Origin of the sequence: Aminobacter sp. P9b, from assembly GCF_045345995.1 — a bacterium.
In the GTDB taxonomy this organism is placed as follows: Bacteria; Pseudomonadota; Alphaproteobacteria; order Rhizobiales; family Rhizobiaceae; genus Aminobacter; species Aminobacter niigataensis.
Genome location: NZ_CP150082.1, coordinates 3,495,780 through 3,518,874, shown reverse-complemented (window position 1 = coordinate 3,518,874; position 23,095 = coordinate 3,495,780). Strand labels below are relative to the sequence as shown.

Annotated in this window: 25 protein-coding genes and 1 pseudogene; 19 read left to right on the top strand and 7 right to left on the bottom strand. The window is 62.7% G+C overall.

Annotated elements, in window-relative coordinates; genetic code table 11:
* Positions 1-71 precede the first annotated feature (71 nt).
* The 4 genes from gatC to WHT83_RS17300 all read left to right on the top strand — a co-directional run bounded on the left by gatC (position 72) and on the right by WHT83_RS17300 (position 3,609).
* Complete coding sequence (gene gatC / locus WHT83_RS17315; RefSeq protein WP_108607972.1) at positions 72-359, top strand: Asp-tRNA(Asn)/Glu-tRNA(Gln) amidotransferase subunit GatC; 288 nt, start codon at positions 72-74, stop codon at positions 357-359.
* Between the two features lie 68 nt (positions 360-427).
* A complete protein-coding gene (locus WHT83_RS17310; protein WP_406871856.1) occupies positions 428-1,993 on the top strand; it encodes an amidase in 1,566 nt (521 codons plus the stop codon).
* An 89-nt stretch (positions 1,994-2,082) separates the two neighbouring features.
* Entirely contained in the window at positions 2,083-2,769 is a 687-nt protein-coding gene (locus WHT83_RS17305; protein WP_406871855.1) for a YEATS-associated helix-containing protein, read from the top strand.
* 42 nt (positions 2,770-2,811) lie between these two features.
* Positions 2,812-3,609, top strand: coding sequence for a YdcF family protein (locus tag WHT83_RS17300; RefSeq protein ID WP_406871854.1), 798 nt, complete (start codon positions 2,812-2,814; stop codon positions 3,607-3,609).
* On the opposite strand, the gene WHT83_RS17295 is transcribed toward WHT83_RS17300, so the two are convergent.
* The gene (locus tag WHT83_RS17295; RefSeq protein ID WP_183262347.1) at positions 3,558-4,313 is read right to left on the bottom strand and encodes a DUF599 family protein; all 756 of its coding nucleotides are present in this window, start codon (positions 4,311-4,313) and stop codon (positions 3,558-3,560) included. The genes WHT83_RS17300 and WHT83_RS17295 overlap by 52 nt on opposite strands.
* Positions 4,314-4,604: 291 nt before the next feature.
* On the opposite strand from WHT83_RS17295, the gene WHT83_RS17290 reads away from it, so the two are divergent.
* From WHT83_RS17290 to WHT83_RS17270, 5 genes are all read left to right on the top strand, one after another.
* Positions 4,605-4,736, top strand: a complete 132-nt coding sequence (locus WHT83_RS17290; RefSeq protein WP_256371676.1) for a hypothetical protein — start codon at positions 4,605-4,607, stop codon at positions 4,734-4,736.
* A gap of 197 nt (positions 4,737-4,933) precedes the next feature.
* Positions 4,934-6,337, top strand: a complete 1,404-nt coding sequence (locus WHT83_RS17285; RefSeq protein ID WP_108607977.1) for an L-serine ammonia-lyase — start codon at positions 4,934-4,936, stop codon at positions 6,335-6,337.
* Between the two features lie 79 nt (positions 6,338-6,416).
* A complete protein-coding gene (locus WHT83_RS17280) occupies positions 6,417-6,854 on the top strand; it encodes a DUF1489 family protein (RefSeq protein ID WP_406871853.1) in 438 nt (145 codons plus the stop codon).
* 66 nt (positions 6,855-6,920) lie between these two features.
* Complete coding sequence (locus WHT83_RS17275; protein ID WP_406871852.1) at positions 6,921-7,652, top strand: VWA domain-containing protein; 732 nt, start codon at positions 6,921-6,923, stop codon at positions 7,650-7,652.
* On the top strand, positions 7,649-8,344 hold the full coding sequence (locus WHT83_RS17270; RefSeq protein WP_318761559.1) for a DnaJ domain-containing protein: 696 nt from the start codon (positions 7,649-7,651) through the stop codon (positions 8,342-8,344). The genes WHT83_RS17275 and WHT83_RS17270 overlap by 4 nt, the downstream gene beginning before the upstream one ends.
* A gap of 43 nt (positions 8,345-8,387) precedes the next feature.
* On the opposite strand, the gene WHT83_RS17265 is transcribed toward WHT83_RS17270, so the two are convergent.
* Positions 8,388-9,818, bottom strand: a complete 1,431-nt coding sequence (locus WHT83_RS17265) for a serine hydrolase (RefSeq protein ID WP_318761560.1) — start codon at positions 9,816-9,818, stop codon at positions 8,388-8,390.
* Between the two features lie 326 nt (positions 9,819-10,144).
* On the opposite strand from WHT83_RS17265, the gene WHT83_RS17260 reads away from it, so the two are divergent.
* The 3 genes from WHT83_RS17260 (at position 10,145) to clpA (ending at position 13,559) form a co-directional block, all read left to right on the top strand.
* Positions 10,145-10,474, top strand: a complete 330-nt coding sequence (locus WHT83_RS17260) for a phasin family protein (protein ID WP_108607982.1) — start codon at positions 10,145-10,147, stop codon at positions 10,472-10,474.
* Between the two features lie 275 nt (positions 10,475-10,749).
* Positions 10,750-11,079: an ATP-dependent Clp protease adapter ClpS gene (clpS, locus tag WHT83_RS17255; protein WP_055977693.1), complete on the top strand. Its 330-nt coding sequence runs from the start codon at positions 10,750-10,752 to the stop codon at positions 11,077-11,079.
* An 8-nt stretch (positions 11,080-11,087) separates the two neighbouring features.
* Positions 11,088-13,559, top strand: coding sequence for an ATP-dependent Clp protease ATP-binding subunit ClpA (clpA, locus tag WHT83_RS17250; RefSeq protein ID WP_406871851.1), 2,472 nt, complete (start codon positions 11,088-11,090; stop codon positions 13,557-13,559).
* A gap of 40 nt (positions 13,560-13,599) precedes the next feature.
* Here the strand turns inward: clpA and WHT83_RS17245 are convergent, their stop codons facing one another.
* A complete protein-coding gene (locus WHT83_RS17245; protein WP_406871850.1) occupies positions 13,600-14,853 on the bottom strand; it encodes a diguanylate cyclase in 1,254 nt (417 codons plus the stop codon).
* A 175-nt stretch (positions 14,854-15,028) separates the two neighbouring features.
* On the opposite strand from WHT83_RS17245, the gene WHT83_RS17240 reads away from it, so the two are divergent.
* The 4 genes from WHT83_RS17240 (at position 15,029) to WHT83_RS17225 (ending at position 18,342) form a co-directional block, all read left to right on the top strand.
* A complete protein-coding gene (locus tag WHT83_RS17240; protein WP_406871849.1) occupies positions 15,029-15,775 on the top strand; it encodes an AzlC family ABC transporter permease in 747 nt (248 codons plus the stop codon).
* Positions 15,772-16,122 (top strand): AzlD domain-containing protein, encoded by a 351-nt coding sequence (locus WHT83_RS17235; protein WP_108607986.1) that lies wholly within the window; start codon positions 15,772-15,774, stop codon positions 16,120-16,122. Before WHT83_RS17240 ends, WHT83_RS17235 begins: the two co-directional genes overlap by 4 nt.
* Positions 16,123-16,240: 118 nt before the next feature.
* Positions 16,241-17,209: a phosphatase PAP2 family protein gene (locus WHT83_RS17230; RefSeq protein ID WP_406871848.1), complete on the top strand. Its 969-nt coding sequence runs from the start codon at positions 16,241-16,243 to the stop codon at positions 17,207-17,209.
* The gene (locus WHT83_RS17225; protein ID WP_406871847.1) at positions 17,206-18,342 is read left to right on the top strand and encodes a phosphatase PAP2 family protein; all 1,137 of its coding nucleotides are present in this window, start codon (positions 17,206-17,208) and stop codon (positions 18,340-18,342) included. The genes WHT83_RS17230 and WHT83_RS17225 overlap by 4 nt, the downstream gene beginning before the upstream one ends.
* Positions 18,343-18,348: 6 nt before the next feature.
* On the opposite strand, the gene WHT83_RS17220 is transcribed toward WHT83_RS17225, so the two are convergent.
* Complete coding sequence (locus WHT83_RS17220; RefSeq protein ID WP_318761566.1) at positions 18,349-18,780, bottom strand: HIT family protein; 432 nt, start codon at positions 18,778-18,780, stop codon at positions 18,349-18,351.
* A gap of 88 nt (positions 18,781-18,868) precedes the next feature.
* Here WHT83_RS17220 and WHT83_RS17215 point away from each other — a divergent pair, with 88 nt between their 5' ends.
* Positions 18,869-19,198 carry a multidrug efflux SMR transporter gene (locus WHT83_RS17215; RefSeq protein ID WP_183260869.1) on the top strand — a complete coding sequence of 110 codons (330 nt, stop codon included), beginning with the start codon at positions 18,869-18,871 and terminating at the stop codon, positions 19,196-19,198.
* Positions 19,199-19,205: 7 nt separating this feature from the next.
* Here WHT83_RS17215 and WHT83_RS17210 read toward each other — a convergent pair whose 3' ends face one another.
* Genes WHT83_RS17210 through WHT83_RS17200 form a run of 3 tightly spaced genes read right to left on the bottom strand, consistent with a single transcriptional unit; the run spans position 19,206 to position 21,651 of the window.
* Positions 19,206-20,408: a GNAT family N-acetyltransferase gene (locus tag WHT83_RS17210; RefSeq protein ID WP_183260871.1), complete on the bottom strand. Its 1,203-nt coding sequence runs from the start codon at positions 20,406-20,408 to the stop codon at positions 19,206-19,208.
* 41 nt (positions 20,409-20,449) lie between these two features.
* The gene (locus WHT83_RS17205; protein WP_183260873.1) at positions 20,450-21,178 is read right to left on the bottom strand and encodes a glycerophosphodiester phosphodiesterase; all 729 of its coding nucleotides are present in this window, start codon (positions 21,176-21,178) and stop codon (positions 20,450-20,452) included.
* Positions 21,179-21,186: 8 nt separating this feature from the next.
* Positions 21,187-21,651 (bottom strand): RidA family protein, encoded by a 465-nt coding sequence (locus tag WHT83_RS17200; protein ID WP_183260876.1) that lies wholly within the window; start codon positions 21,649-21,651, stop codon positions 21,187-21,189.
* Between the two features lie 143 nt (positions 21,652-21,794).
* Between WHT83_RS17200 and WHT83_RS17195 the strand changes: the two genes are divergently transcribed.
* Together WHT83_RS17195 and WHT83_RS17190 are read left to right on the top strand one after the other, a co-directional pair.
* Entirely contained in the window at positions 21,795-22,622 is an 828-nt protein-coding gene (locus tag WHT83_RS17195) for a cell envelope integrity EipB family protein (RefSeq protein ID WP_183260879.1), read from the top strand.
* Positions 22,623-22,632: 10 nt separating this feature from the next.
* A pseudogene (locus tag WHT83_RS17190) lies at positions 22,633-22,905 on the top strand (DUF4031 domain-containing protein); the annotation flags it as partial.
* Positions 22,906-23,095 lie beyond the last annotated feature (190 nt).

Here is a 23,095-nt window from a genome sequence, read left to right as displayed (position 1 = left end):
ATGTTGCGCCGCGCGCGCGGCGTCGTTATAGCCCGACCTGACCATTTTCCCGGCTTTCCGGAGTTTTTTCGATGTCCGTTGATCTCAAGACAGTCAAGCGCGTCGCGCATCTCGCTCGCATCGCGGTGAGCGAAGACGACGCCCAGCGCATGACCGGCGAATTGAACGCAATCCTCGGCTTTGTCGAGCAACTCAACGAGGTCGACGTATCGGGCGTGGAGCCGATGACGTCGGTCACGCCGATGGAGATGAAGAAGCGCGTCGATGCCGTAACCGACGGCGGCAAGGCAGCCGACATCGTCGCCAATGCGCCGGCCACCGACGAGAATTTCTTCCTCGTGCCGAAAGTGGTGGAATAGGCCCTGGCCGCCCGTTCCGCATTCCATCAAAAGCAGCTTTCGGCTGCCTGACCCGAAGTGATTTCGCCATGACCGATCTGACCCGACTGACGATTGCCGAAGCGCGCGAAAAGCTGCGCGGCAAGGAGATCACCGCCTCCGAGCTGACCAACGCCTATGTCTCGGCCATCGAGCAGGCCAATCCGACCTTCAACGCTTATGTCGCCACCACGCCCGACAAGGCGCGCGAGATGGCCAAGGCTTCCGACGCAAAGCTCGCCAAGGGCGAGGGCGGGGCGCTCGAAGGCATTCCACTCGGCATCAAGGACCTGTTCGCTACCGAAGGCGTGCACACCCAGGCCTGCAGCCATGTGCTCGACGGTTTCGAGCCACGCTACGAATCGACCGTGACGGCCAATCTCTGGGCCGATGGCGCGGTGATGCTCGGCAAGCTCAACATGGACGAATTCGCCATGGGCTCGTCGAACGAGACGTCCTATTACGGCCCGGTGGTCAACCCGTGGCGGCGCTCGCGCGTGCAGACCACGGTCAAGCCGACCTTCCATGACGGCGGCAGCGGTTTCGTGCTGCCCGGCGGCGTCGAGGAGAGCCGCAGCTACGACAACATGCAGCTGGTGCCCGGCGGTTCGTCCGGTGGCTCTGCAGCGGCGGTCTCGGCCTTCCTCTGTGCCGGCGCAACTGCCACCGACACCGGCGGTTCGATCCGCCAGCCTGCCGCCTTCACCGGCACAGTTGGCATCAAGCCGACCTATGGCCGCGTTTCGCGCTGGGGCACGGTTGCCTTCGCTTCGTCGCTCGACCAGGCCGGCCCGATCGCCCGTGACGTGCGCGACGCCGCGATCCTGCTCAAGTCGATGGCGTCGGTCGATGCCAAGGACACCACCTCCGTCGATCTGCCGGTGCCGGACTACGAGGCGGCGATCGGAAAGTCGGTCAAGGGCATGAAGATCGGCATTCCCAGGGAATACCGCGTCGACGGCATGCCCGACGACATCGAGGCGCTGTGGCAGAAGGGCATTGCCTGGCTCAAGGACGCGGGTGCCGAGATCGTCGACATCTCGCTGCCGCACACCAAATACGCACTGCCTGCCTATTACATCGTGGCACCCGCCGAGGCGTCTTCGAACCTCGCCCGCTACGACGGCGTCCGCTACGGCCTGCGCGTGCCGGGCAAGGACATCATCGAGATGTACGAAAACACCCGCGCCGCCGGTTTCGGTCGCGAGGTCAAGCGCCGCATCATGATCGGTACCTACGTGCTGTCGGCCGGCTACTACGACGCTTATTACCTGCAGGCGCAGAAGGTGCGTACGCTGATCAAGCGTGACTTCGAGCTGGCCTTCGCCGCCGGCGTCGACGTCATCCTAACACCTGCAACGCCTTCGGCCGCCTTCGGTATCGCGGACCAGGACATGGCCGCAGATCCGGTCAAGATGTACCTCAACGACATCTTCACGGTGACGGTCAACATGGCCGGCCTGCCGGGCATCGCCGTGCCTGCCGGGCTCGACGGTCACGGCCTGCCGCTCGGACTGCAACTCATCGGCCGGCCGTTCGACGAGGAAACGCTGTTCCAGACCGCGCATGTCATCGAGCAGGCGGCGGGCCGCTTCCAGCCGGAAAAGTGGTGGTAGGCGCTTAGAATTGGGTAATTTCAACCAAAGGTAGATTATTGCATTTTCTGCAACTCTCGATATGCTTGGGCGTATCGAGAGGGAAAGCGATGCTCTCCGGTTTGATCATTGCGATGCTCGCGTCCGGCTGGCTGGGATGCTGTGCCCGGTACGCCGTCAATTTCGAGACGGCGAAGGAAACCGAAGTCCCTGCGCGGCCTTGGGATTTGAACGCCTTCTGGTCGGTGCTGGTGCTCGGAGCGGCGGCGTCACTCGTGGTTCCGCTGTTCCTGTCGATCGCCAACAACAGCATCATCTCGGACATCCTGACGGCGCCGTCGCCTGCGTCGGTCGCCGACAAGATCCTCATCGTCGCCGGCTTTTGCGTCCTGGCCGGAGCAACTGCTCCCAATTTCATCGAGAGCCTGGCGCAAAAAGCGCTGAACCTCGCCAAGAAGAATGAATCGAAGATCGAGAAGGTCAACGAAAAGGCCGATAGCAATTTGGACCTGATCTCCGAGCAGATCGAGGCCGGCGACCAGGGCGTGCCGGGTGCGAAGATCCAGGCCGTCAAGCCGCCGGGGGACCTGCCGCCGATGTCCGCGGACGAAAAGCAGGTCGTGGTGTCCCTCAACAACATGGCCTACCGGCGCCGCACGATCACCGGAATCTCCAAGGAGACCGGCATGAGCAAGGAGAGGGTAAGGGAACTGCTTGCGGCCCTGGCGCAGGCAGGACACGTGACGCAGTTGAAGTCGTCCAGGACCGGGGTCGTGCTTTACGAACTCGCGATGTAATAAATTTGCCGTCGAGACTCACAACACAGGCGGCAATCCGGTTTGTTTTTCTATCTTTCCAAGGTCTTCTGGTTCTTCGCCCAACCGCTCAATCTTGCGATTCTTCTGCTGTTGGCCGGGCTGGTCGCCAGCTTCTTCGGGCGGCGGCGCCTGTTCCGCGCTGCGGCGCTGCTGGCCGCGCTGGTCCTTGCGACCGCTGCCTGGACGTCGTTTGGCGCACTGATGCTCAACCCGCTCGAAGAGAGATTTCCGCGCCCACCGGCACCCGAAAAGGTTGACGGTATCGTCGTGCTCGGTGGTGGTTTCGAGGGGGCGATCAACCTGGCGCGCGGCGGCTACGAACTCAACAGCGGCGGCGACCGTTTCGTCGAGACCGCCATACTGGCCCGTCGCTACCCCAACGCCAGGGTTGTTGTATCCGGCGGCAGCGGCGCGCTGATGCTGGAGGGCGAGGGCGACGCTGACACGGCACCGCGCCTGCTCGAGGCGCTCGGTGTATCGCGCGATCGGCTGATCCTGGAGAACCGTTCGCGCAACACTTACGAGAATGCGCTGTTCTCGAAAGAACTGGTCACGCCCAAACCTGGCGAAACCTGGCTGCTGGTTACATCGGCATTCCACATGCCGCGGTCGATGGCGCTGTTTGCCAAGGCGGGATTTGCAGTCGTTGCATGGCCGGTCGACTATCGCACGTCGGGCGAGGAGGGCATCGGCCTGTTTACCGACAATCCCGCCGATTCGTTGCAGAACACGACGATGGCCGTGCGCGAGTGGGTCGGGCTTGTGGCCTATTGGCTGTCCGGCCGGATCGACAGCCCGTTGCCCGGCCCGGAGTCTTGAACCAGCACCGCCTTGCGCGCCTCTGAGAAGAACTGGCGCCGTATCAGCACGCCCAGCAGGATGACCGTGGTGAGGAAAAAGACGCGCGGGTCGATGAACCAGCCGAGATAGCCGATCGAGAAGAACACGCCGCGCAGGCCGGCGTTGAAATGCTTGCCGGCCAGCTGGTTCATGCGGGTCGCCCGCAACACCGCGGTTTCGATGGCGGCATCAGGCTCGCTGCGGGAGCCGAGTTGGGGTACCGCTCCGATCAGAATCGAACAGTAGTTGAACAGCCTGTAAGCCCAGCCGAACTTGAAGAACGAATAGGCCAGGATGATGATCAGGCCGATGACCTTGATCTCGAACAGCGGACGCGCGGTGGCGCCTGCCAGGGGCACGTCGCTCAATATGGCCAGCACGCGATCGGAGGCGCCGAGCAGGGCAAAGCAGCCGCCGACGGCGATCAGCGAGCTCGAGGCAAAAAAGGCGGTGCCCTGCTGCAGGCCGTTCATGATCGAGGTGTCGACGATCCTGACCTCGCGCCGGGCCATCGTCGCCATCCAGGCGGCACGCTGCGCGTTCATCGCCCGCGTCAGCGACAGGCGCCTGACGATATGCCCCTCGGCGCCAAGCGCATGGAAGATCCAGCCGGCGAGGAAGAACGCCAGTGCCGCAATGTCGAGACCGCTCAGAGGGCCGGTCATGGAGAAGGAATCGCCGATCATTGGTCTCAAACTAGCATGGCCGTTGGCCGGAATTCGAGTGCGCCCGTTCGCCGTGGTGTCGTCACAGGTGTTTAAAATCCGTGAACGGCCAATTTGGGATAAGTAACTGATTTAATTAAAAATGGATTGATGCGTGCATGGCTGCCATGCACATTTCGCCACGCTTTGGCCATTTTTTGCAGTTGCGAACATGCCGGCAAAGTCGTATCCAGCAGTCCCACTCGGGACGAGCTGGAATGGCGGGAAGCACCGCCTGCTCGCCGAACGAAAAGGGTCTTGCGATACATCATGGATGACGGCGTTCAGAAATCCTGCTGGGGCCTTACGGCCAAGGCAGTGGTTGGCTTTGCGGTTTTTCTCCTTCTTGCCTGGCTTGTCAGCGGCGGCGCCGAAAAGGCGGCAGTCGTGGCAGGCGGCTGATCTCTTACCCTCAGGATTGGATACAAAAAGCGCGGCCTGGCCGCGCTTTTTGCGTTAGGGCCTTGCGTAAAGCTCATCGATTTTCCAAATGTCGCGCGCTGAGCACGCAGCGTCGGATCGCGCTTAGCTCAGCACGTGAAAAGGGCGGAATGATCGTATACATATGCGACTGAAGCCGCCGTCGCAGGGAGTGAGATTTGTTTCTTTCGGTATTCGACCTGTTCAAGATCGGCATTGGTCCGTCGAGTTCGCACACGATGGGGCCGATGACCGCCGCCGCGCGCTTCCTCGATGAGATATTGAGCGGCGACTGGCCGCGCCCGGCAGGCGCCAAGGTTGATCGCGTCGGTGCTAGCCTGCATGGCTCGCTGGCCTATACCGGCGTCGGCCATGGCACCGACCGCGCTGTCATGCTGGGCCTTTTCGGCCTGACGCCCGTCACGGTGGATCCCGACCAGACCGACGCCATCGTCGAGCAGATCACTGGCGACAAGCGGGTCTCGCCGCCCGGACATCCGTCCTATCGCTTCGATCCGGCCGTCGACCTCGTGCTCGACAAGAAGACGCCGCTGCTCGGCCATGCCAACGGAATGGCCTTCTATGCCTATGATGGCGGCGACCGGCTGCTACTCAAGCGCATCTACTACTCGATCGGCGGCGGCTTCGTCGTCTCCGAGGAAGAACTGCAGCGCATGAAGGCCAAGACCGCGGCTCCCGCTGCGGGCAAGCGCGTGCCTTATCCATTTGCCAATGCCGTCGACATGCTGGCCATGGCGTCGCGCAGCGGGCTTTCCATCGCCGAGATGAAGCGGGCCAACGAAGAGACCCATATGGCGCGCGCCGACCTCGACGCCGGCCTGGATGCGGTCTGGGACGCGATGAGCCGCTGCATCGACCGGGGTCTGTCGCAGGACGGCATCATGCCCGGCGGGCTGAAAGTCCGCCGCCGCGCGCGCCAGCTGCACGAGAAGCTGCAGGAGCAGTGGAGCCAGAACCGGCCCAACCCGCTGCTCGCCAATGACTGGCTGTCGATCTACGCCATGGCGGTCAACGAGGAGAACGCCGCCGGTGGCCGCGTCGTCACGGCGCCGACCAATGGCGCCGCAGGTACGCTGCCTGCCGTGCTGCGCTACTGGCTGCATTTCCATGTCGAGGCCGACAAGGACAGCATCCGCGACTTCCTGCTGACCGCTGCCGCCGTCGGCGGCATCATCAAGACCAATGCGTCCATTTCCGGCGCCGAGGTCGGCTGCCAGGGCGAGGTGGGCTCGGCTTCGGCGATGGCCGCGGCAGGGCTGTGCGCCGTCATGGGCGGAACGCCGGAGCAGGTGGAGAACGCGGCCGAGATCGCGCTCGAGCACCATCTCGGCATGACCTGCGACCCGGTCGGCGGCCTCGTCCAGGTGCCGTGCATCGAGCGCAACGCGCTTGGCGCGGTCAAGGCGGTCACAGCAGCGTCGCTGGCCATCAAGGGCGACGGCAAGCACTTCGTGCCGCTGGACGCGGCGATCGAGACGATGCGCCAGACCGGCATGGACATGAGCGAGAAGTACAAGGAAACCAGCCTCGGCGGTCTCGCGGTCAACGTCGTCGAGTGCTGAGGCCTGGCCCAACAGGCCAGCCTGTGCAAAACCGCAGCCGGCGTTGAATGCGCCGGCTGGAGCCGCTAGTTTTCAAGCCATGTCACTGAACCTGATCAAGCTCTGCGTCGGCTGCGATAGCGTCGAGGATCTCGAGGAATGGATCGCCTTCCGCCTCGACGAGCGCCGCCGCGCCGGCGAACCGGTCGAGCAGTTCCACACCACCCGCATGGTGCCGACGCGCGCCGCCGAACTCACCGAAGGCGGATCGCTGTACTGGGTCATCAAGGGCAACGTGCAGTGCCGCCAGCGCCTGCTCGAGATCCGTCCCTTCACCGACTCCGAGGGCATTGGCCGCTGCCATCTCATCCTTGAGCCGACCGTCGTGCGTACCGACTGGCAGCCGCGCCGCGCGTTCCAGGGCTGGCGCTACCTCAAGCTAGCCGATGCGCCGGCGGATCTTGGCCAGGGCAATGCCGCACTCGCTGAAATGCCGCCAAAGCTGCGCCTGGAGCTGGCGGAACTCGGCCTGCTTTAGCTCAGGCACGGCATCTCGCAACGACGGGCTTGCAAGCAATCGCGCGCCGCCACATCTTCTTTGCAAATGAGCGACGAAAACAAGCCCCCGGTTACGTCCGCCAATCGTCCACCGGCAGAGCGCCGTTCGGATGCTGCAGCCATCGACGCGTTTGTTCGCCAGGCGCGTGCGCTTGCTCCGGGCAAGGCTGGCGGCCGGCTTATCCTGGCGCTCGACGCGACGATGAGCCGGCAACCGACCTGGGACCTCGCCTGCGAGCTTCAGGGCCAGATGTTCGATGCCGTCGGCAAGACCGGCAGGCTGAACGTGCAGCTGGTCTACTTTCGCGGGTTGGGTGAATGCCGGGCGTCGAAGTTCGTGGCGGAGACGGGCTCCCTCAAGAACCTCATGACCTCGATCCAGTGCCGGAGCGGCCAGACACAGGTGGGCAAGGTGCTTGCCCATGCGCTCAAGGAAACCTCCACCGTCAAGGTCGATGCGCTGGTCTATATCGGCGATGCGATGGAAGAAAACATCGACGAACTGGCCGAGAAGGCCGGACGGCTGGGCCTGCACGGTGTGCCGGCCTTTGTCTTCCAGGAAGGGCACGACGCCGAGGCTGAGCGCGCCTTCAAGGAGATTGCCCGGCTTTCCAAGGGGGCGTGGTTCCGATTCGACAGCAAGGCGGCTGCGACCTTGTCGAAACTGCTGTCGGCCGTGGCTGTCTTTGCTACCGGTGGAATCAAGGCGCTCGAGGCGAGGGGGCGCCCCGAGGACATACTGATGATCGAGCATTTGAGGAGCGGCAAGGCCCCATGACAGTCTTTGCCGTAATCGCAGCCATCCTGATTTTTGCCGGCCTTGTGACCACTGCTTTCCTGCGTGCCGACGCCAGCCAACTCGCGCGGGCGCTGAAGCTGGCCGGGCCGCTCGTACTGGGGCTCGTCGGCGTGGTGCTGCTACTGCTCGGGCGAGCGGCTATTGGTGGCGGGCTGATTTCGGCGGCCCTGGCCTGGTATGCAGCGGGGGGCCGGGGGCGTTCAGCTGGCAAGACGCCGGGGCGGCGCTCGACCGTGCGTACGGCAGCTCTCGAAATGGAGCTGGACCACGACACCGGCGGCTTGCAGGGCGTCGTGTTGGCCGGCCGCGAAGAGGGCAAATCGCTGTCTTCGCTAGGCCTCGTCGAACTCAAGGCGCTTTGCAGGGAGCTTTCCGGGGATCCGGAAAGCCTCCAGCTACTTGAGACCTACCTTGACGGCAGGTTTCCCGCCTGGCGCGAAGACGCGAAGCCTGACGGTGACGACGGGCTGCGTGTTCCGCCAGGTTCTGGCGCCATGACTAAGGAGGAGGCCTACAAGGTCCTTGGTCTTGAAGCGGGGGCCGCCGCGGCGGATGTCCGCAAGGCGCATCGACGACTGATTCAGCGCTTGCATCCCGACCTGGGTGGCTCGTCGTTCCTCGCGGCGAGGATCAACGAAGCCAAGGACGTCCTTCTCTCCGATCATCACTAACTCTCCTTCGACACACAACTTTTCCAGGAGGTTGGCAGGGCGCCTACTGCGCGACGGCGTAGCAGGCGATCTTCTTCTTCTTCAGCGCGTTGCAGGCGTTCCAGGCGGAATCCTTGGATTCGAAGCCGGCAAAGCGGGCGCGGAAGTAGGTCACACCGCCCTTTTCGAAGGGCACGGTATAGGCGGATGCGTCGGCGAGAACCTGCGGCACCCGCTTGGCGGTCTTGTCGAGGATTGCGCGCGCTTCGCCGTCGCTCGGCGAGGAGGCAACCTGGATGGCCCAGCCGGATGGAATCGACGCGGTCTTCATCTGGTCCAGTGCCGCCACGGCAGGGGCCGGCTCGGCATAGGCCTGCTCGACAGCTTCCGCAGCCGGGGCGCGGTCCTTCGGCTTGCGGATCTGGAAGGGAATGTTGGCGCCGAAGCGCTCGGCCGAGGCCATGGCGATCTTGGGCTTGCTGGCGAGCCCGATGGTCGGCTTGGGGGCAGGCACCGCGGCTGCCACGACTTCTTCCTCGACTGCCATTTCATCGTCGGAGATGGCTTCCGCGACTTCGACCTGTTCGGCCATGGGACGGGTATCGGGCGTCGGTACGTTGCGCTTGGGCAATGCGACACTGGCCGTCTTCACTTCCGGCATCGGAGTGTCGGTCTTGGCGATCAGGTCGCCACCGCCGCGCCTGGAGGCCTGCGGCATGTAGGTCTTGATCAGTTCCGCCATCTTGTTGTCGCGGCTGGCACCGCTGGTGCCGCCGAGAACCACGGCCACCAGGCTGCGATTGCCGTCCTGGACCGACGAAACGAGGTTGAAGCCGGACGCGCGGGTGTAGCCTGTCTTGATGCCATCGACGCCCTTCACGCGGCCGAGAAGCCGATTGTGGTTGGCAATGCGCTGGCGACCGAAGGCGAAGCTGCGGGTGGAGAAGTAGCCGTAGTACTGCGGATAATGCTCACGCAGCGCGATGCCGAGCTTGGCCATGTCGCGCGCGGTGGTGAACTGCGCGGTGTTTGGCAGGCCGTTGGCGTTGCGGAAAACGGTGCCCTTCATGCCGAGGCTGCGTGCCTTGGCGGTCATCATCCGCGCGAAATTCTCCTCGGAGCCGCCGATCATCTCGCCAAGCGCGGTCGAGGCGTCATTGGCCGAGCGCGTGATCAGCGACAGGATGGCCGCTTCGACTGTGATGGAACCGCCTGCCTTGACGCCGATCTTGGTCGGCGGCTCGGCTGCGGCGTTCTTCGAGAACACGACCTTGCTGTCTTTCTTGATACGGCCTTTCGAAAGGGCCTCGAAGGTCAGGTACAGCGTCATCATCTTGGTCAGCGACGCAGGATAACGGCGCGAATCCGCGCTCGACGAGTGGAGCGTCTCGCCGGTGTTCGCGTCGATGACGATCGCCGCGTAGCGACTGTCTTTTGCAGCGGAGGCTGGCGCCACCGAACTCAGGCCGATGGCCGCCGCGATGGTGAAAACCACGAATGATTTTAAGGAGATGGCCGTCTTTTTGACTTTGCCTGGCAACGCTTGACGCACTGTTACACCCTTGAATTATTGTTGCATTAGGGCGGCAAAGGTTCCTCCCCGTATCGACGCAACGTAGGGCTACAGCGTTACCAATCCGTTTATGGTAACCGGCTCGTTCACACTTTTGATTGGGCTTTAGTCTAGTTTTAGGAAATCAGGTCAGTGCAGCGCGCCGTAGAAATGACGTCGGGTCAGTTGACATATTGTGCGCTGCACAATATCTAGGCTGCATCGCACAATCGCATAGCGCAGCGCTCCCAACCCGAAAGGATGTAGCGATGACCCAGACCTATGAAGATTTCAGCAAATACGGCAAGGAATTCGTCGATACCGGCCTGAAGAGCTTTGCTTCGCTCTCCAAGGGCGCGCAGGCGATCGCCACCGAGTCGACCGACTACACCAAGAAGAGCTTCGAGGCTGGTGCGGCTACCTTCGAAAAGCTGCTCGGCGTGAAGTCGATCGAGAAGGCTGTCGAGATCCAGACCGACTATGCCAAGCAGGCCTATGAAGGCTTCGTGGCAGAAGCGACCAAGCTCGGCGAGCTCTATGCCGAGCTGGCCAAGGACGCCTACAAGCCGTTTGAGTCGCTCGTCGCCAAGGCGAAGTGACAGGCTGACACCTGATTTCAGGTAGGCAGGTCGAAAGATCCGCCCGACTAGACCCGGTTGCGTCCGCGCAGCCGGGTTTTTTGTTTGTCTTTTGTGCCGGCAATTCACGTTTCTGGCAATTCGGGCCCGCTAGCCGCTGTCGCCATATTGTCAGCACGTCAGAAGGGCTTAAAATCCTCGCCGTGACACCTACATGACGAAGTGTGTCGGAATTGATGAAGGGCAGGATCAGATTGACGATTGGCTTGGATGCCACGAAGCTCGACGTGGCGCGGATGCAGAACGGTGACGAGGGAGGCAACGGTCCAGGCCGAGGCACGGCTGTCATCACCCGTACGAAGACCAAGACCAAACGGCCGAGCCTCTATCGCGTGCTTATCCTCAACGACGACTACACCCCGATGGAATTCGTCGTGCATGTGCTCGAACGCTTTTTCCAGAAGGACAGGGAGGCCGCTACCCGTATCATGTTGCATGTCCATAACCATGGCGTCGGCGAATGCGGGATCTACACGTTCGAAGTGGCCGAGACCAAAGTGTCCCAGGTCATGGATTTCGCCAGACAGAATCAGCATCCGCTGCAATGCGTGATGGAGAAGAAGTGAGGTATTGAATGCCGGCTTTCTCCCAAGGCCTCGAAAAGGCGCTGCACCAGGCGCTAACGCTCGCCAATGAGCGGCACCACGAATATGCAACGCTCGAGCATCTGCTGCTCGCCCTTATCGACGACACCGAAGCAGCCGCCGTCATGCGCGCCTGCAACGTCGACCTCGACGAGCTCAAGCAGACCGTACTTACCTATATCGATACCGAGCTGGACAATCTCGTCACCGGCTACGACGAGGATTCCAAGCCGACCGCCGGCTTCCAGCGCGTCATCCAGCGCGCGGTGATCCACGTGCAGTCGTCCGGCCGCGAAGAGGTGTCCGGCGCCAACGTGCTCGTCGCGATCTTCGCCGAGCGCGAGAGCCATGCCGCCTATTTCCTGCAGGAACAGCAGATGACCCGTTACGACGCGGTCAACTACATCTCGCACGGTATCGCCAAGCGCCCCGGCGCCACCGAAACCCGCGCGCCGCGCGGAGCGGACGAGGAGCAGCATGGCTCGAACGGCGAGGCAGGCGAGGAGACCGGCAAGGGCAAGAAGCAGCAGGACGCCTTGACGGCCTATTGCGTCAACCTCAACACCAAGGCACGCGCCGGCAAGATCGATCCGCTGATCGGCCGCGAGTCGGAAATCAACCGCACCATCCAGGTGCTGTGCCGCCGTTCGAAGAACAATCCGCTCTATGTCGGCGACCCCGGCGTGGGCAAGACGGCGATCGCAGAGGGCCTGGCCAAGCGCATCGTCGAAGGCGATGTGCCCGAGGTCCTCGAAGACGCCACCATCTTCGCGCTCGACATGGGCACGCTTTTGGCCGGAACGCGCTATCGCGGCGACTTCGAGGAACGGCTGAAGCAGGTCGTCAAGGAGCTCGAGGAATATCCTGGTGCGGTGCTGTTCATCGACGAGATCCACACGGTGATCGGCGCTGGGGCGACCTCAGGTGGTGCGATGGACGCGTCCAACCTGCTCAAGCCGGCACTGTCGTCGGGTGCGATCCGCTGCATCGGCTCGACCACCTACAAGGAGTTCCGTCAGTTCTTCGAGAAGGACAGGGCGCTCGTCCGTCGCTTCCAGAAGATCGACGTCAACGAGCCGACGGTCGACGACGCCATCGAGATCATGAAGGGCCTCAAGCCCTATTATGAGGACTTCCACAAGGTGAAGTTCACCAACGAGGCGATCAAGGCCGCGGTGGAGCTGTCGGCGCGCTACATCAACGACCGCAAGTTGCCGGACAAGGCGATCGACGTGATCGACGAGACCGGCGCTTCGCAGATGCTGCTGCCCGAGAACAAGCGCAAGAAGACCATCGGCATCAGGGAGATCGAGGCGACGATCGCCACTATGGCGCGCATCCCGCCGAAGACGGTGTCGGCCGACGACGAGAAGGTGCTGGCCGGCCTCGAGGTCGAGCTCAAGCGTGTCGTTTATGGCCAGGATACGGCGATCACGGCACTCGCCTCGGCGATCAAGCTGGCGCGTGCCGGCCTGCGCGAACCGGAGAAGCCGATCGGCTCCTACCTGTTTTCGGGCCCGACCGGCGTCGGCAAGACCGAGGTGGCAAAGCAGCTCGCGTTGTCGCTCGGCGTCGAGCTGATCCGCTTCGACATGTCGGAATACATGGAGCGCCACACTGTCAGCCGCCTGATCGGCGCGCCTCCCGGGTATGTCGGCTTCGACCAGGGCGGCCTCCTGACCGACGGTGTCGATCAGCATCCGCACTGCGTGCTGCTGCTCGACGAGGTCGAGAAGGCCCATCCGGACCTGTTCAACATCCTGTTGCAGGTCATGGACCACGGCAAGCTGACCGACCACAACGGCAAGCAGATCGACTTCCGCAACGTGATCCTGATCATGACCACGAATGCGGGTGCCTCCGACATGGCAAGGGCGGCCATCGGCTTCGGCTCGTCCAAGCGCGAAGGCGACGACATGGAAGCGATCAACCGGCTGTTCTCGCCGGAGTTCCGCAACCGTCTCGATGCCATCATCCCGTTCGGCTCGCTGCCGGTGCCGGTGGTGCATCAGGTCGTGCAGAAGTTCGTCATGCAGCTGGAAACCCAGCTCTCCGAGCGTGGCGTCACCTTCGACCTGTCGGAAGAAGCGGTCGCCTGGCTTGCCGAGAAGGGTTACGACGAGCGCATGGGCGCGCGTCCGCTCGGCCGTGTCATCCAGGAGCACATCAAGAAGCCGCTGGCCGACGAGGTTCTGTTCGGCAAGCTTCGCAAGGGTGGCACGGTGCGCGTCACCGTCGAGAAGAAGGATACCGGCGAGACCGGCCTGAAGCTCGAGACGCTGGCCGATGAACTGCCGGTCAAACCCAAGAAGGAAGAGCCGGCCGATCGTCCGAAGCTCAAGAAGGCGGTGGCCAAGAAGCCGGTGGCCAAGAAAGCCGTGGCGGCAAAGACGAAGTCCGACCCCAAGGGCAAGGATGGCGGCAAGCGCAGCCTGGTTCCACAACTGCCCCGAAAGGGTTGATTGCAAACGAAGAAGCCCCGGAAACGGGGCTTCTTTCTTATCAGGCGACAGGCGCGCTTTCGACGCGGTTTCGTCCCAGTCTCTTGGCGCTGTAGAGGCGCGCGTCGGCATCCCTGATCATCTGCTCCGTCGAAACCGGTCCGGCATCTGCTGTGGTTACGCCGATGCTGACGGTGGCGCGCACGCCAGGCTCGACAAAGGTGGTGGCCTCGACATTAGCGCGCAGGCGCTCGGCGAGGGTTGCCGCATCAGCTCTGTCCAGATCGTGGCAGATGGCGACGAATTCCTCGCCGCCGTAGCGGAACAGCCTGTCGCCGCTGCGCAGCGAGCTTCCCAGCGAGCGGGCGACATCCTTCAGCACGTTGTCGCCCGTCACATGCCCGTGCTGGTCGTTGATGTTCTTGAAATGATCGATGTCGATCATCAAAAGGCTGACAGGCTTGCGGTCGGCCAGGGCCTGATCGATCAGCGACTGGGCGACGGCTTCGAACTGCCCACGGTCGCTGGTGCCGGTCAGCATGTCCTTGCCGGTCTTCTGCAGCAGGTCCTCGTAGCGGTGGCGGAATGTAAGCCGGTCGAAGACCTGGAGCAGGGGTTCGGGCCCGGCCAATGTGGGCTTGCTGGTCTCGATAAAGCGGAGGTAGCCGACGAGCAGCGCGCTGTAGAGTGCTGCAGCTGCCATCTTGGCGATCCAGCCGCCATACAGCGCGCTGATCGGCACGCCGGAGACCAGGTGCAGCCCAATGAAGAACATCAGCTGGTCGAAGGTGAGCACGATCGCTGCGCTGAGGAAGATACGTTTGAGCAGCGTGTTGGCGATGCGCTGGCCGAGCTTTTCGTAGATCAGGATGAGGGCGATGCTGTCGAAGAACAGCAGCGCCGTGCCCCAGATCATCAGGATCCCCATGTCGTCGAGGAAGGTGAGGTTGGGCCGGTACCCCGGAAGCTCGGCGACGCTGCTGTAGAGCCGCAGGATCAGCGCCAGGACCACCATCAGGCAGTTGCCGACGAGCAGCCCATAGATGGGTTGCCGTACGGTTTCTGCGTCCTCCTTGATGTAGAGCAGCAGGAAAATCATCAGCTTGCCGGAAAACATCACCGTGGAGCCCGGCGAAATCAGCCCGAACGGCAGTTGGACGAAAAAGACTGCAGCGAGATAGGTCTCGAGGAAGTGCATCACCCCCAGAACGCAGACAAAGATGCCGATGCCGAATTGGTGCCGGGAACGGAACACCGCGGCCATGGTGACGAAGTAAATGACCGCCTGCAGTATGAGCAGAAGTGCACCCGTCATGGTCCGGCAATTCCCCACGCCTGTATGGAGGTTAGCTACACATTCGCCGGTGGCTAAATGGTTAAGGAGCATGCGCGCGTCCGCCGGATCGCTATCCCGGTCCGGCGACCCCAGAGATGCATCTGGTCGCCGCGGGGACTGACTTGGCCGGATTGCCATGCTATCCGCATCGTCAATGCCCACTGACGATGCATCCCCCGATCCGGATTTTTCGATACGCCGCCTCTGGTACCTGCGTGGTGTCCGGGCCGCATTCTCCGTTCCCGGCCTTATTCTCGCCAGCGCCTTCATCGGCTTTGCCGGCCTTGCCAAGGAGGCGGGGCTGACGCTGGTGCAGACAGTATTCATGGTCGGCATGGTCTGGGCATTGCCGGCCAAGGTGGTGCTCGTCGGCGCCATCCTGTCGGGGACATCGCTTCCGGCTGCCGCCTTTGCCGTGGCACTGTCGTCCATCCGGCTGGCGCCGATGGTGGTGGCGCTGGTGCCGGAAATGCGCGGGACTAGAACACCGCGCTGGGTGCTCTATTTCCTGTCGCATTTTGTGGCGGTCACCTCCTGGGTGCTCGCCATGGAGCGGCTGCGCGGTATCCCGCGCGACCTGCGCACCAGCTATTATGCCGGGCTCGGCTCGACGCTGGTGCTCGTCAATATGGTCGTCGTGGGCGTTGTCTATGTCCTGGCCGACAGCCTGCCGCCGGTGGTTTCGGCAGCCCTTTTCCTGCTCACGCCGATGTATTTCCTCACTTCATTGTGGGGATCGGCACGCGAGCGGGCAGGGCACATAGCAATGGCCATCGGCCTCGTCCTTGGACCGCTGCTGCATCTCGTCGTTCCCGGTTTCGACCTGCTCGGTGCCGGCCTGATCGGCGGTGGCATCGCGTTTGCTTTCCACCTGCTGTCGCGCCGGAGAGTGAAGTCATGACCTTCGATGCGCTCGACACCTGGTGGTGGCCGTTCCTGTTCATCCTGGTCGGTGGCTGGCTTGCCACCGACGCCTGGCGCTTCCTCGGCGTCTATCTCGGCGATCGCATTTCCGACGATTCCGACCTGCTGGTGCTGGTCCGTGCCCTGGCCACGGCGTTGGTCGCCGCCGTCATCGGCAACCTGATCGTCTTCCCGAGCGGGGCGCTGGCCGACACGTCGCTTGCACTGCGCCTCGGCGCTGCCGCCGGCGGCTTCCTTGCCTACCTCTGCCTTGGTCGAAAGGTGCTGGTGGGGATCGTTGCGGCGGAGGTGATCCTGTTGCTCGGGTTGTGGCTTGCAAGCTGAAGGTCTCCGTCCGCGACTGCAGCGCGATGCGCGGTCGTCGACTGCGACGGATTGTGGATTCACGTCAACTTAACTGCTGTTTCCTAACCTGCCGGCTTGCCGTTTCAGGGGTGAGGGCATGGCTGAAGTTCACGCGACATCGACACATATGCCATCGCTGGCTGCGGGGCTTGATAGGCAGCTCGCAATGAAGGCCGCAATCATCGTTGCGATCTTGGTCATCGATTTCGCGTGGATTGCCGGGACCGATTTCGAGTTTGACGTGGCCAGCGCCGCCAAGGCTGCCATCGTCACCGTCGTGCTTGTTGCGGTCGGATGGTTTTACCGGGTCAAGCGCCCGATGAAGCGGTTCGAGGTGCTCTGTTCTGAAACCGCTGTCTTATTGGTGTTTTCGACCTCGGCTGCTGTACTCAGCACGTTGATGACGTCGACAAACCTGCCGATGATCGACGATCGATTGATCGCCTTCGATACCGCCGTCGGTTTTGACTGGCTGTCCTATGTCGGCTTTGTCAATGAGCGGCCGTGGCTCGGTACACTGTCGTCGATCGTCTACATCACGACGTTGACCCAGGTCGCGCTGACGGTGGTTGCCCTTGGCCTGATGGGCGAGGTTGTGCGTGTTCAGCGGTTCGTCCTCGCCGTGATGCTGGGCGCGCTGACCTGCATTGTGATTTCTGCGATCCTGCCGGCGGCCGGTGCGCTTGGCACCATTCGTCCACCGGTCGAATTCACGATGATGAACAATCCGATCGTGGACCTAGAATACAAGCAGGCGTTTTTCGATCTCCGAAATGGCCTGGCGCGCTTTATCTCTCTTGACGAGCCGCGTGGTCTGATCGCCTTCCCGTCCTACCATGGCACGCTTTCGGTGCTGATCATCCTGGCTTTTGCCCGAGCCCGGTTCTGGTTCTGGCCCGTACTTGCCCTCAACATTGCGGTCATCCTGTCAACCCCGGTCGACGGCGGCCACCACCTCGCCGACATCATCGGCGGGGTTGTCGTGGCCTTCGTTGCCTGGTGGGCTGCCGACAAATTGCTGGACCTCGCCGGTGCGCGGCGTGTTGTTGCCGAGCCCCTCTCATGAGCGAGAAACCCCGCACTCTGGATGTGTTGCCCGAAGGCGGCGCCTTGGCTGCTCCTGCGATCCGCACCGGGGCAGGCATCGACCGGCTGGCCGATTTCCTGAAGGCGAACTGGCGCGCTCAAGGGGTGTTCCTTCTGTCCGCGGCACTGGTTGTTGTAGCTCGCTTCGAACTGCTGCCGGATCCGGCGACGGTGATCGCCATGACTTGGTTCCAGAGCCTGGCCACGTTCGTCGCATCATGGGCCATAGCGCTGAGCTGCTATCTTGTTTTCGAAACCGTTCGGACCAGATCGCTCTCCACGAGCTTCAGCTATCTCTGGTCCGAAATATTCACCTGGAAAAATGCTGCTGTCGCGGTTCCCGCCGCCGTTGCCATGAGCATGGTGATGAACTCATACAGCGATTTCAAATCGAACATCGCTGTGTTTCATCCATATCAACTGGATGTCGTTTTTCAGGAAGTCGATCGCCTGTTGCATTTCGGCGTGCAGCCGTGGGTCTTGATCGAGAGAGTTATCGGCTATGGCAGCGCCACGGCGATCCTCGACAAGATTTACTATCTCTGGTTTTTCGCTGTTTTCGTGCCGACAGCGGTTCTCATCGGCATGCCCGACCGCTTCGGCATTCGTCATCAGTTCCTGCTGAGCTACGTTTTTGTCTGGGGCATCCTCGGCATCGTCTGCGCGACTGCCCTGTCTTCTGTCGGGCCGATCTACTATGACAGGGTCTATGGCGGCCCGTCGCCCTTCACCGATCTGGTGCAAAATCTGGAGCAGGCCGACAGCGCCTGGGGCCTGACCACGATGCAGGTACGGGAGGGGCTCTGGGGCGCCTATGTCAACGATGCCGCGACGATCGTTTCCGGCATTTCGGCGATGCCATCCATCCACAATGCCATGTGCGTGCTGCTGTTTCTGGCAGCACGCCACGTCAACCGCTGGCTGGCCGCGGCGGCCGCGGTGTTTGGATTGACCATTTTTGTCGGATCGATCCATCTGGGCTGGCACTACGCCATCGACGCCTATGTCTCGGCGATCGGCGTTGTCTTGCTCTGGAACCTTGCAGGCTATCTGACCGGAAGCAAGGCCATGCGGCGCACCAAAGGGCCTGCGCCTGCGAGCACCTTGTCGTAGCGAGTCTCATCCAGTCAGCGCAGCCCTGACCTTCTCCGCATTCGCCGCCAGCACTTCCGGCTTCTCCATTACGCCGCTGTGCGGCTTGAGCGCCACGCCCTCGAAGCGCGGGACGATGTGGACGTGCAGGTGGAAGACGGTCTGCCCGGCTACCTCCTCGTTGAACTGGGTCACGATCACGCCGTCGGCGGCAAACGCCGACATGACTGCCCGCGCAACCTTCTGGACGGCGGCCATGAGCTTGCCGAGCGTCGCCGGGTCAGCGTCAAGCAGGTTGCGCGACGGCGATTTCGGCACCACCAGCGTATGGCCGGTGCCTTGCGGCATCACGTCCATGAAGGCGATGACGTCGTCGTCTTCGTAGACACGGTGCGAAGGGATTTCTCCGCGCAGGATCTTGGCAAAGATGTTGTTTGGATCGTATTCGACGCTCGACATGGCCTATCCCGTTTGATGCGGTTTCGTGGTGGATGTTTCGGCGCTGGTGTCGCGAACGTCAAGCCGCGAGCGACCGAGAGGAGTTGAGTTGACCTACATCTATCTGATTGTTGCGGTGGCCTTCGAGGTCGTCGCCACCACCGCACTCAAGGAAACAAACGGGTTTACCAGGCTGCTGCCATCGCTCGTCACGGTCGCAGGCTATGCCGCCGCGTTCTATTTCCTGTCCCTGGTGCTGCGCACGGTGCCTGTCGGTGTCGTCTATGCGCTGTGGTGCGGCGCCGGCATCGTCTTCATCACCGCGATCGCCTGGGTCTGGTTTCGCCAGGCGCTCGACCTGCCGGCGCTGCTGGGCATCGGCCTGATCATGGCCGGGGTGGTCGTCATCAACCTGTTTTCGAAGTCAGTGGTGCATTGACCCGCGGCTAGCCGCGACGGAACGGGCCGTGCTCGTCGAGGAATTCGCCGATCTCTGCCACTTCCCGCCGTTCACGGCCGAGATAGTCGGCAATCGCCCGCCGGAGACCTGGGTGGACGATGTAGTGGGCCGACTGCGTCGTGACAGGACGATAGCCGCGTGCCAGCTTGTGCTCGCCCTGGGCGCCAGCCTCGACGACCGTCAGCTTGCGTTCGATGGCGAAGTCGATGGCCTGGTGGTAGCAAACCTCGAAATGCAGGAAGGGGTGGTCCTCGATGCAGCCCCAGTTGCGCCCATAAAGCGTATCCGAGCCGATGAAATTGATGGCGCCGGCGATGTAGCGGCCGCCGCGCCTGGCCATGACCAGCAGCACGTCGTCGGCCATGCGCTCTCCGACCAGCGAGAAGAACTTGCGGTTAAGATAGGGACGACCCCACTTGCGGCCGCCCGTGTCCATGTAGAAGGCGAAGAAATCGTCCCAATGCGCCTCGGTGATGTCCCTGCCGGTCAGGCGCTCGATGGTAATGTCCTCAGCCAGCGCCTCGCGCCGCTCCTTCTTCAGCGCCTTGCGCTTGCGCGAGGCCAGGGTGGCCAGGAAATCGTCGTAACCCGCGAAGCCTTCATTGATGAAGTGGAACTGTTGGTCGGTGCGACGGAGAAAGCCGGTGGCTTCGAGGATGTCGACCTCGTCCGCCTCGGCGAAGGTGACATGCGCCGATGACACGCCCACACCTTCGGCAACGCTTCTCAGCGCCGTGGCCAAGGCCGATTTGGCCTGGGTCGCATCGGCGCCGCCGACGGTCAGCAGGCGAGGGCCCGTCGCGGGGGTAAAAGGCACCGAGGCCTGGAGCTTGGGATAGTAGCGGCCGCCGGCGCGTTCGAAGGCATCGGCCCAGCCGTGGTCGAAGACGTATTCGCCCTGGCTGTGCGACTTGGCGTAGCAGGGCAGTGCGCCAAGGAACTTGCCGTCTGCGGACTCCAGACGGAGGTGATGGCCCTGCCAGCCGGTTCTCGTGACGGCGCAGCCGGACTCTTCGACTATCGTCAGAAAATCGTATGAAACGAACGGATTGTAGCCGAGACCTGTGACCCTGGAAGCGCCGGCAAGGCTGTTCCACTCGTCGCGGCTGAACTCGCCGATGCTGGAAACGACGCGGACGGCGTAGCCGCCATCCGCTATCTTCGCCCCGGCATCGTTCGCAGTGCTCATGCGCTTTTACTTACGTTCGAAAGCCGCCGATGCAAGGGCGTTCACGCAACCGAAGCTGCATCCGGCTCGAATCCCTCGAATGTCATCTGGTCGGCCCGCGAGAAGGTTGTCCTCACAGCTTCTTCGTCGCGCACCGTCCAGGTGATGACCGGCATTGCGAGCTTTTCGCGGACGAAGCTGACAAAGCGGTTGGGCAGGTGCGTCACGCTGTAGGAGACAAACGAGATGCCATGCGCCAGCATCGAGAAATGCGCCTCCAGTTCATGATCCACGTCGCCCCAGGCGGTCAGGCCGCCGGGGATGCCGGGCGCATGCCTTGTGAAGTCACGGATCAGCCAGTGGTCGAAGGACATGATCGCCACCTTGCCGTTGTAGTGGCGCAGGGCTTCGCCGACCTTGGCGACAAGGCCGTCGTCGTGGCCGGGAATGCCCTTGAGCTCGATGACCAGCGGCACGCGGCCGTCGACGAGGCGGAGCAATTCGCCAAGCGTCGGCACGTGATCGGCAGTGCCGCCGATACGCAGTGCGGCCAGTTCGCCCGCGGTTCGCTGCCAGATGTAGCCGTTGGTGCCGGTCAGGCGGTCCAGAGAGTTGTCGTGGAACACGACGACATCGCCGTCGGCGCTCAGATGCACGTCGCATTCGATGGCGTAGCCGCGGGCGGCTGCGCGTTCGAACGCCGAAAGCGTGTTCTCCCAGCAGGTCTTGTTGAGGTCGTGCAGGCCGCGATGGGCAATCGGGCGGGCGGTCAGCCAGGAAAGTTCGCTCATGGATCTGTTCACTCGGTCTCGATGATGGCTTCGATCTCGACTGCGGCATTGAGCGGCAGGGAGGCGACGCCGACCGCCGAACGCGCATGCTTGCCGCGCTCGCCAAGTGCCGCGACCAGGAAATCCGAGGCGCCGTTGGCGACGAGATGCTGGTCCGTGAAATCGGACGACGAGGCGACGAAGACGGTGATCTTGACCAGCCGGCGGATCTTTTCGAGGTCGCCGAGTGCCGCCTTGGCCTGGGCCAGGATGTTGACGGCGCATTGCTTGGCCGCTTGCTTGGCCGCCTCGGTGTCGACGTCGCGGCCGACGAGGCCGGAGGCCAGCAGCTTGCCATCCTTGAGCGGCAACTGGCCGGCGGTGAAGACGAAATTGCCTGATGTCATGAACGGTACGTAGTTGGCGGCTGGCGCGGCTGCCGCGGGCAAGGTGACCCCGAGATCGCCCAGCCGCTTTTCGATTGTTTCGCCCATCGTCTTTCCTTATCTCTGTGTCTCTGGTGGCAGGTGAGGCCGCGCTGAAAGTGCTATGTTTGCCTCGCTTCCGCCACGACTTTTTTTAAGGTGGACCATCATTCAAGGCGGCCTGACATGGCCGCGCCGATCGGAGCCAGTGTATGCGCGCAACGCGCCTTGTTTTTCTCGCCAGCCTGTCCACCTCTGCGCTTTCGTTGGCGCCGGCCTTTGCCGCGCCGGTGCTCGCACCCCATCGCGCGGTCTATGATCTGGTGCTCGACCAGGCCTCGGACCGGTCGGGAATCACCGGCCTTTCCGGCCGCATGGTCTACGAGTTCAACGGCTCCGCTTGCGAGGGCTATACGGTCAAGTTCCGTTTCGTCACCCAGATCGCGACCAACGACAACACGCGGCTGACAGACCAGCAGACGACCACCTTCGAGGATGGCGAGGGCAAGAATTTCTCCTTCGTGACCAAATCCTTCGTCGACCAGAACCTCGACAAGGAGGTCAAGGGTACGGCGACGCTCGACGCGACCGGCCTCAAGGTCGCGCTGGAAAAGCCGGAGGCCGGTTCCGTCGATCTTGCCAAGACCCAGTTCCCGACCCAGCATCTGGTCGAACTGATCGAAAAGGCCGAGAAGGGCGAGACCTTCTACGAGACCAGCCTGTTCGACGGCTCCGAGGATGCCGACAAGGTCATGACGACAACCGTGATCGTCGGCAAGAAGAGCGCGGCGCCGGAAGCCGATCCGGAGCGTCCCGCGCTCGCCAGCCTCGCCAAGGACAAATATTGGCCCGTCGACATTGCCTATTTCGATGAAAGCAAGGGCGGCGGTGAGGAGGTGCCCGAGTACCGCATCAGCTTCAAGCTGCATGAGAACGGCCTGACGCGCGATCTGGTGATGGATTACGGCGACTTCTCGATGACCGGCAAGCTGGTCAATCTCTCGCTGTTTCCTGTGCCGCAAGCCGAATGCAAGCCGTAAGCGGGTATTCGTGGCGGTCTATGTCGATGCAGCAATCTGGAAGTGGGTGGGCCATCGCTGGTGCCACCTGCTTGCCGACGACACCGACGAACTGCATCGCTTTGCCGCCCAGCTTGCGCTGAAACGCTCCTCCTATCAGGGGCCGCCCAAGACGTCGGCCCCGCACTACGACATCACCGGCTTTGAGCGTGATCGCGCCGTGCGCCTGGGGGCTGTCGAATGCAGCCGCGAGGAGATCGTGGCCGTGTTCCGCCGTGTTCGGGTGCGCAACTTCAAGCGGCGGCAACCGCAGCCGGTGAAACAAGAGGCGAGGCAGGACGAGCCGGGCGTCTCCCGCTGGGCAGCCGGCAGCTGAATGGGTTGACCAAGACGCCGCGAGAATCGGCCTCACTTTTCAAGCGTGATGCTTGGCGTGCAGTTCCCAGGGGGCTGATGCAGGCTCCAGCAGCACGCCAAGCCTCGATTTGCGCAGC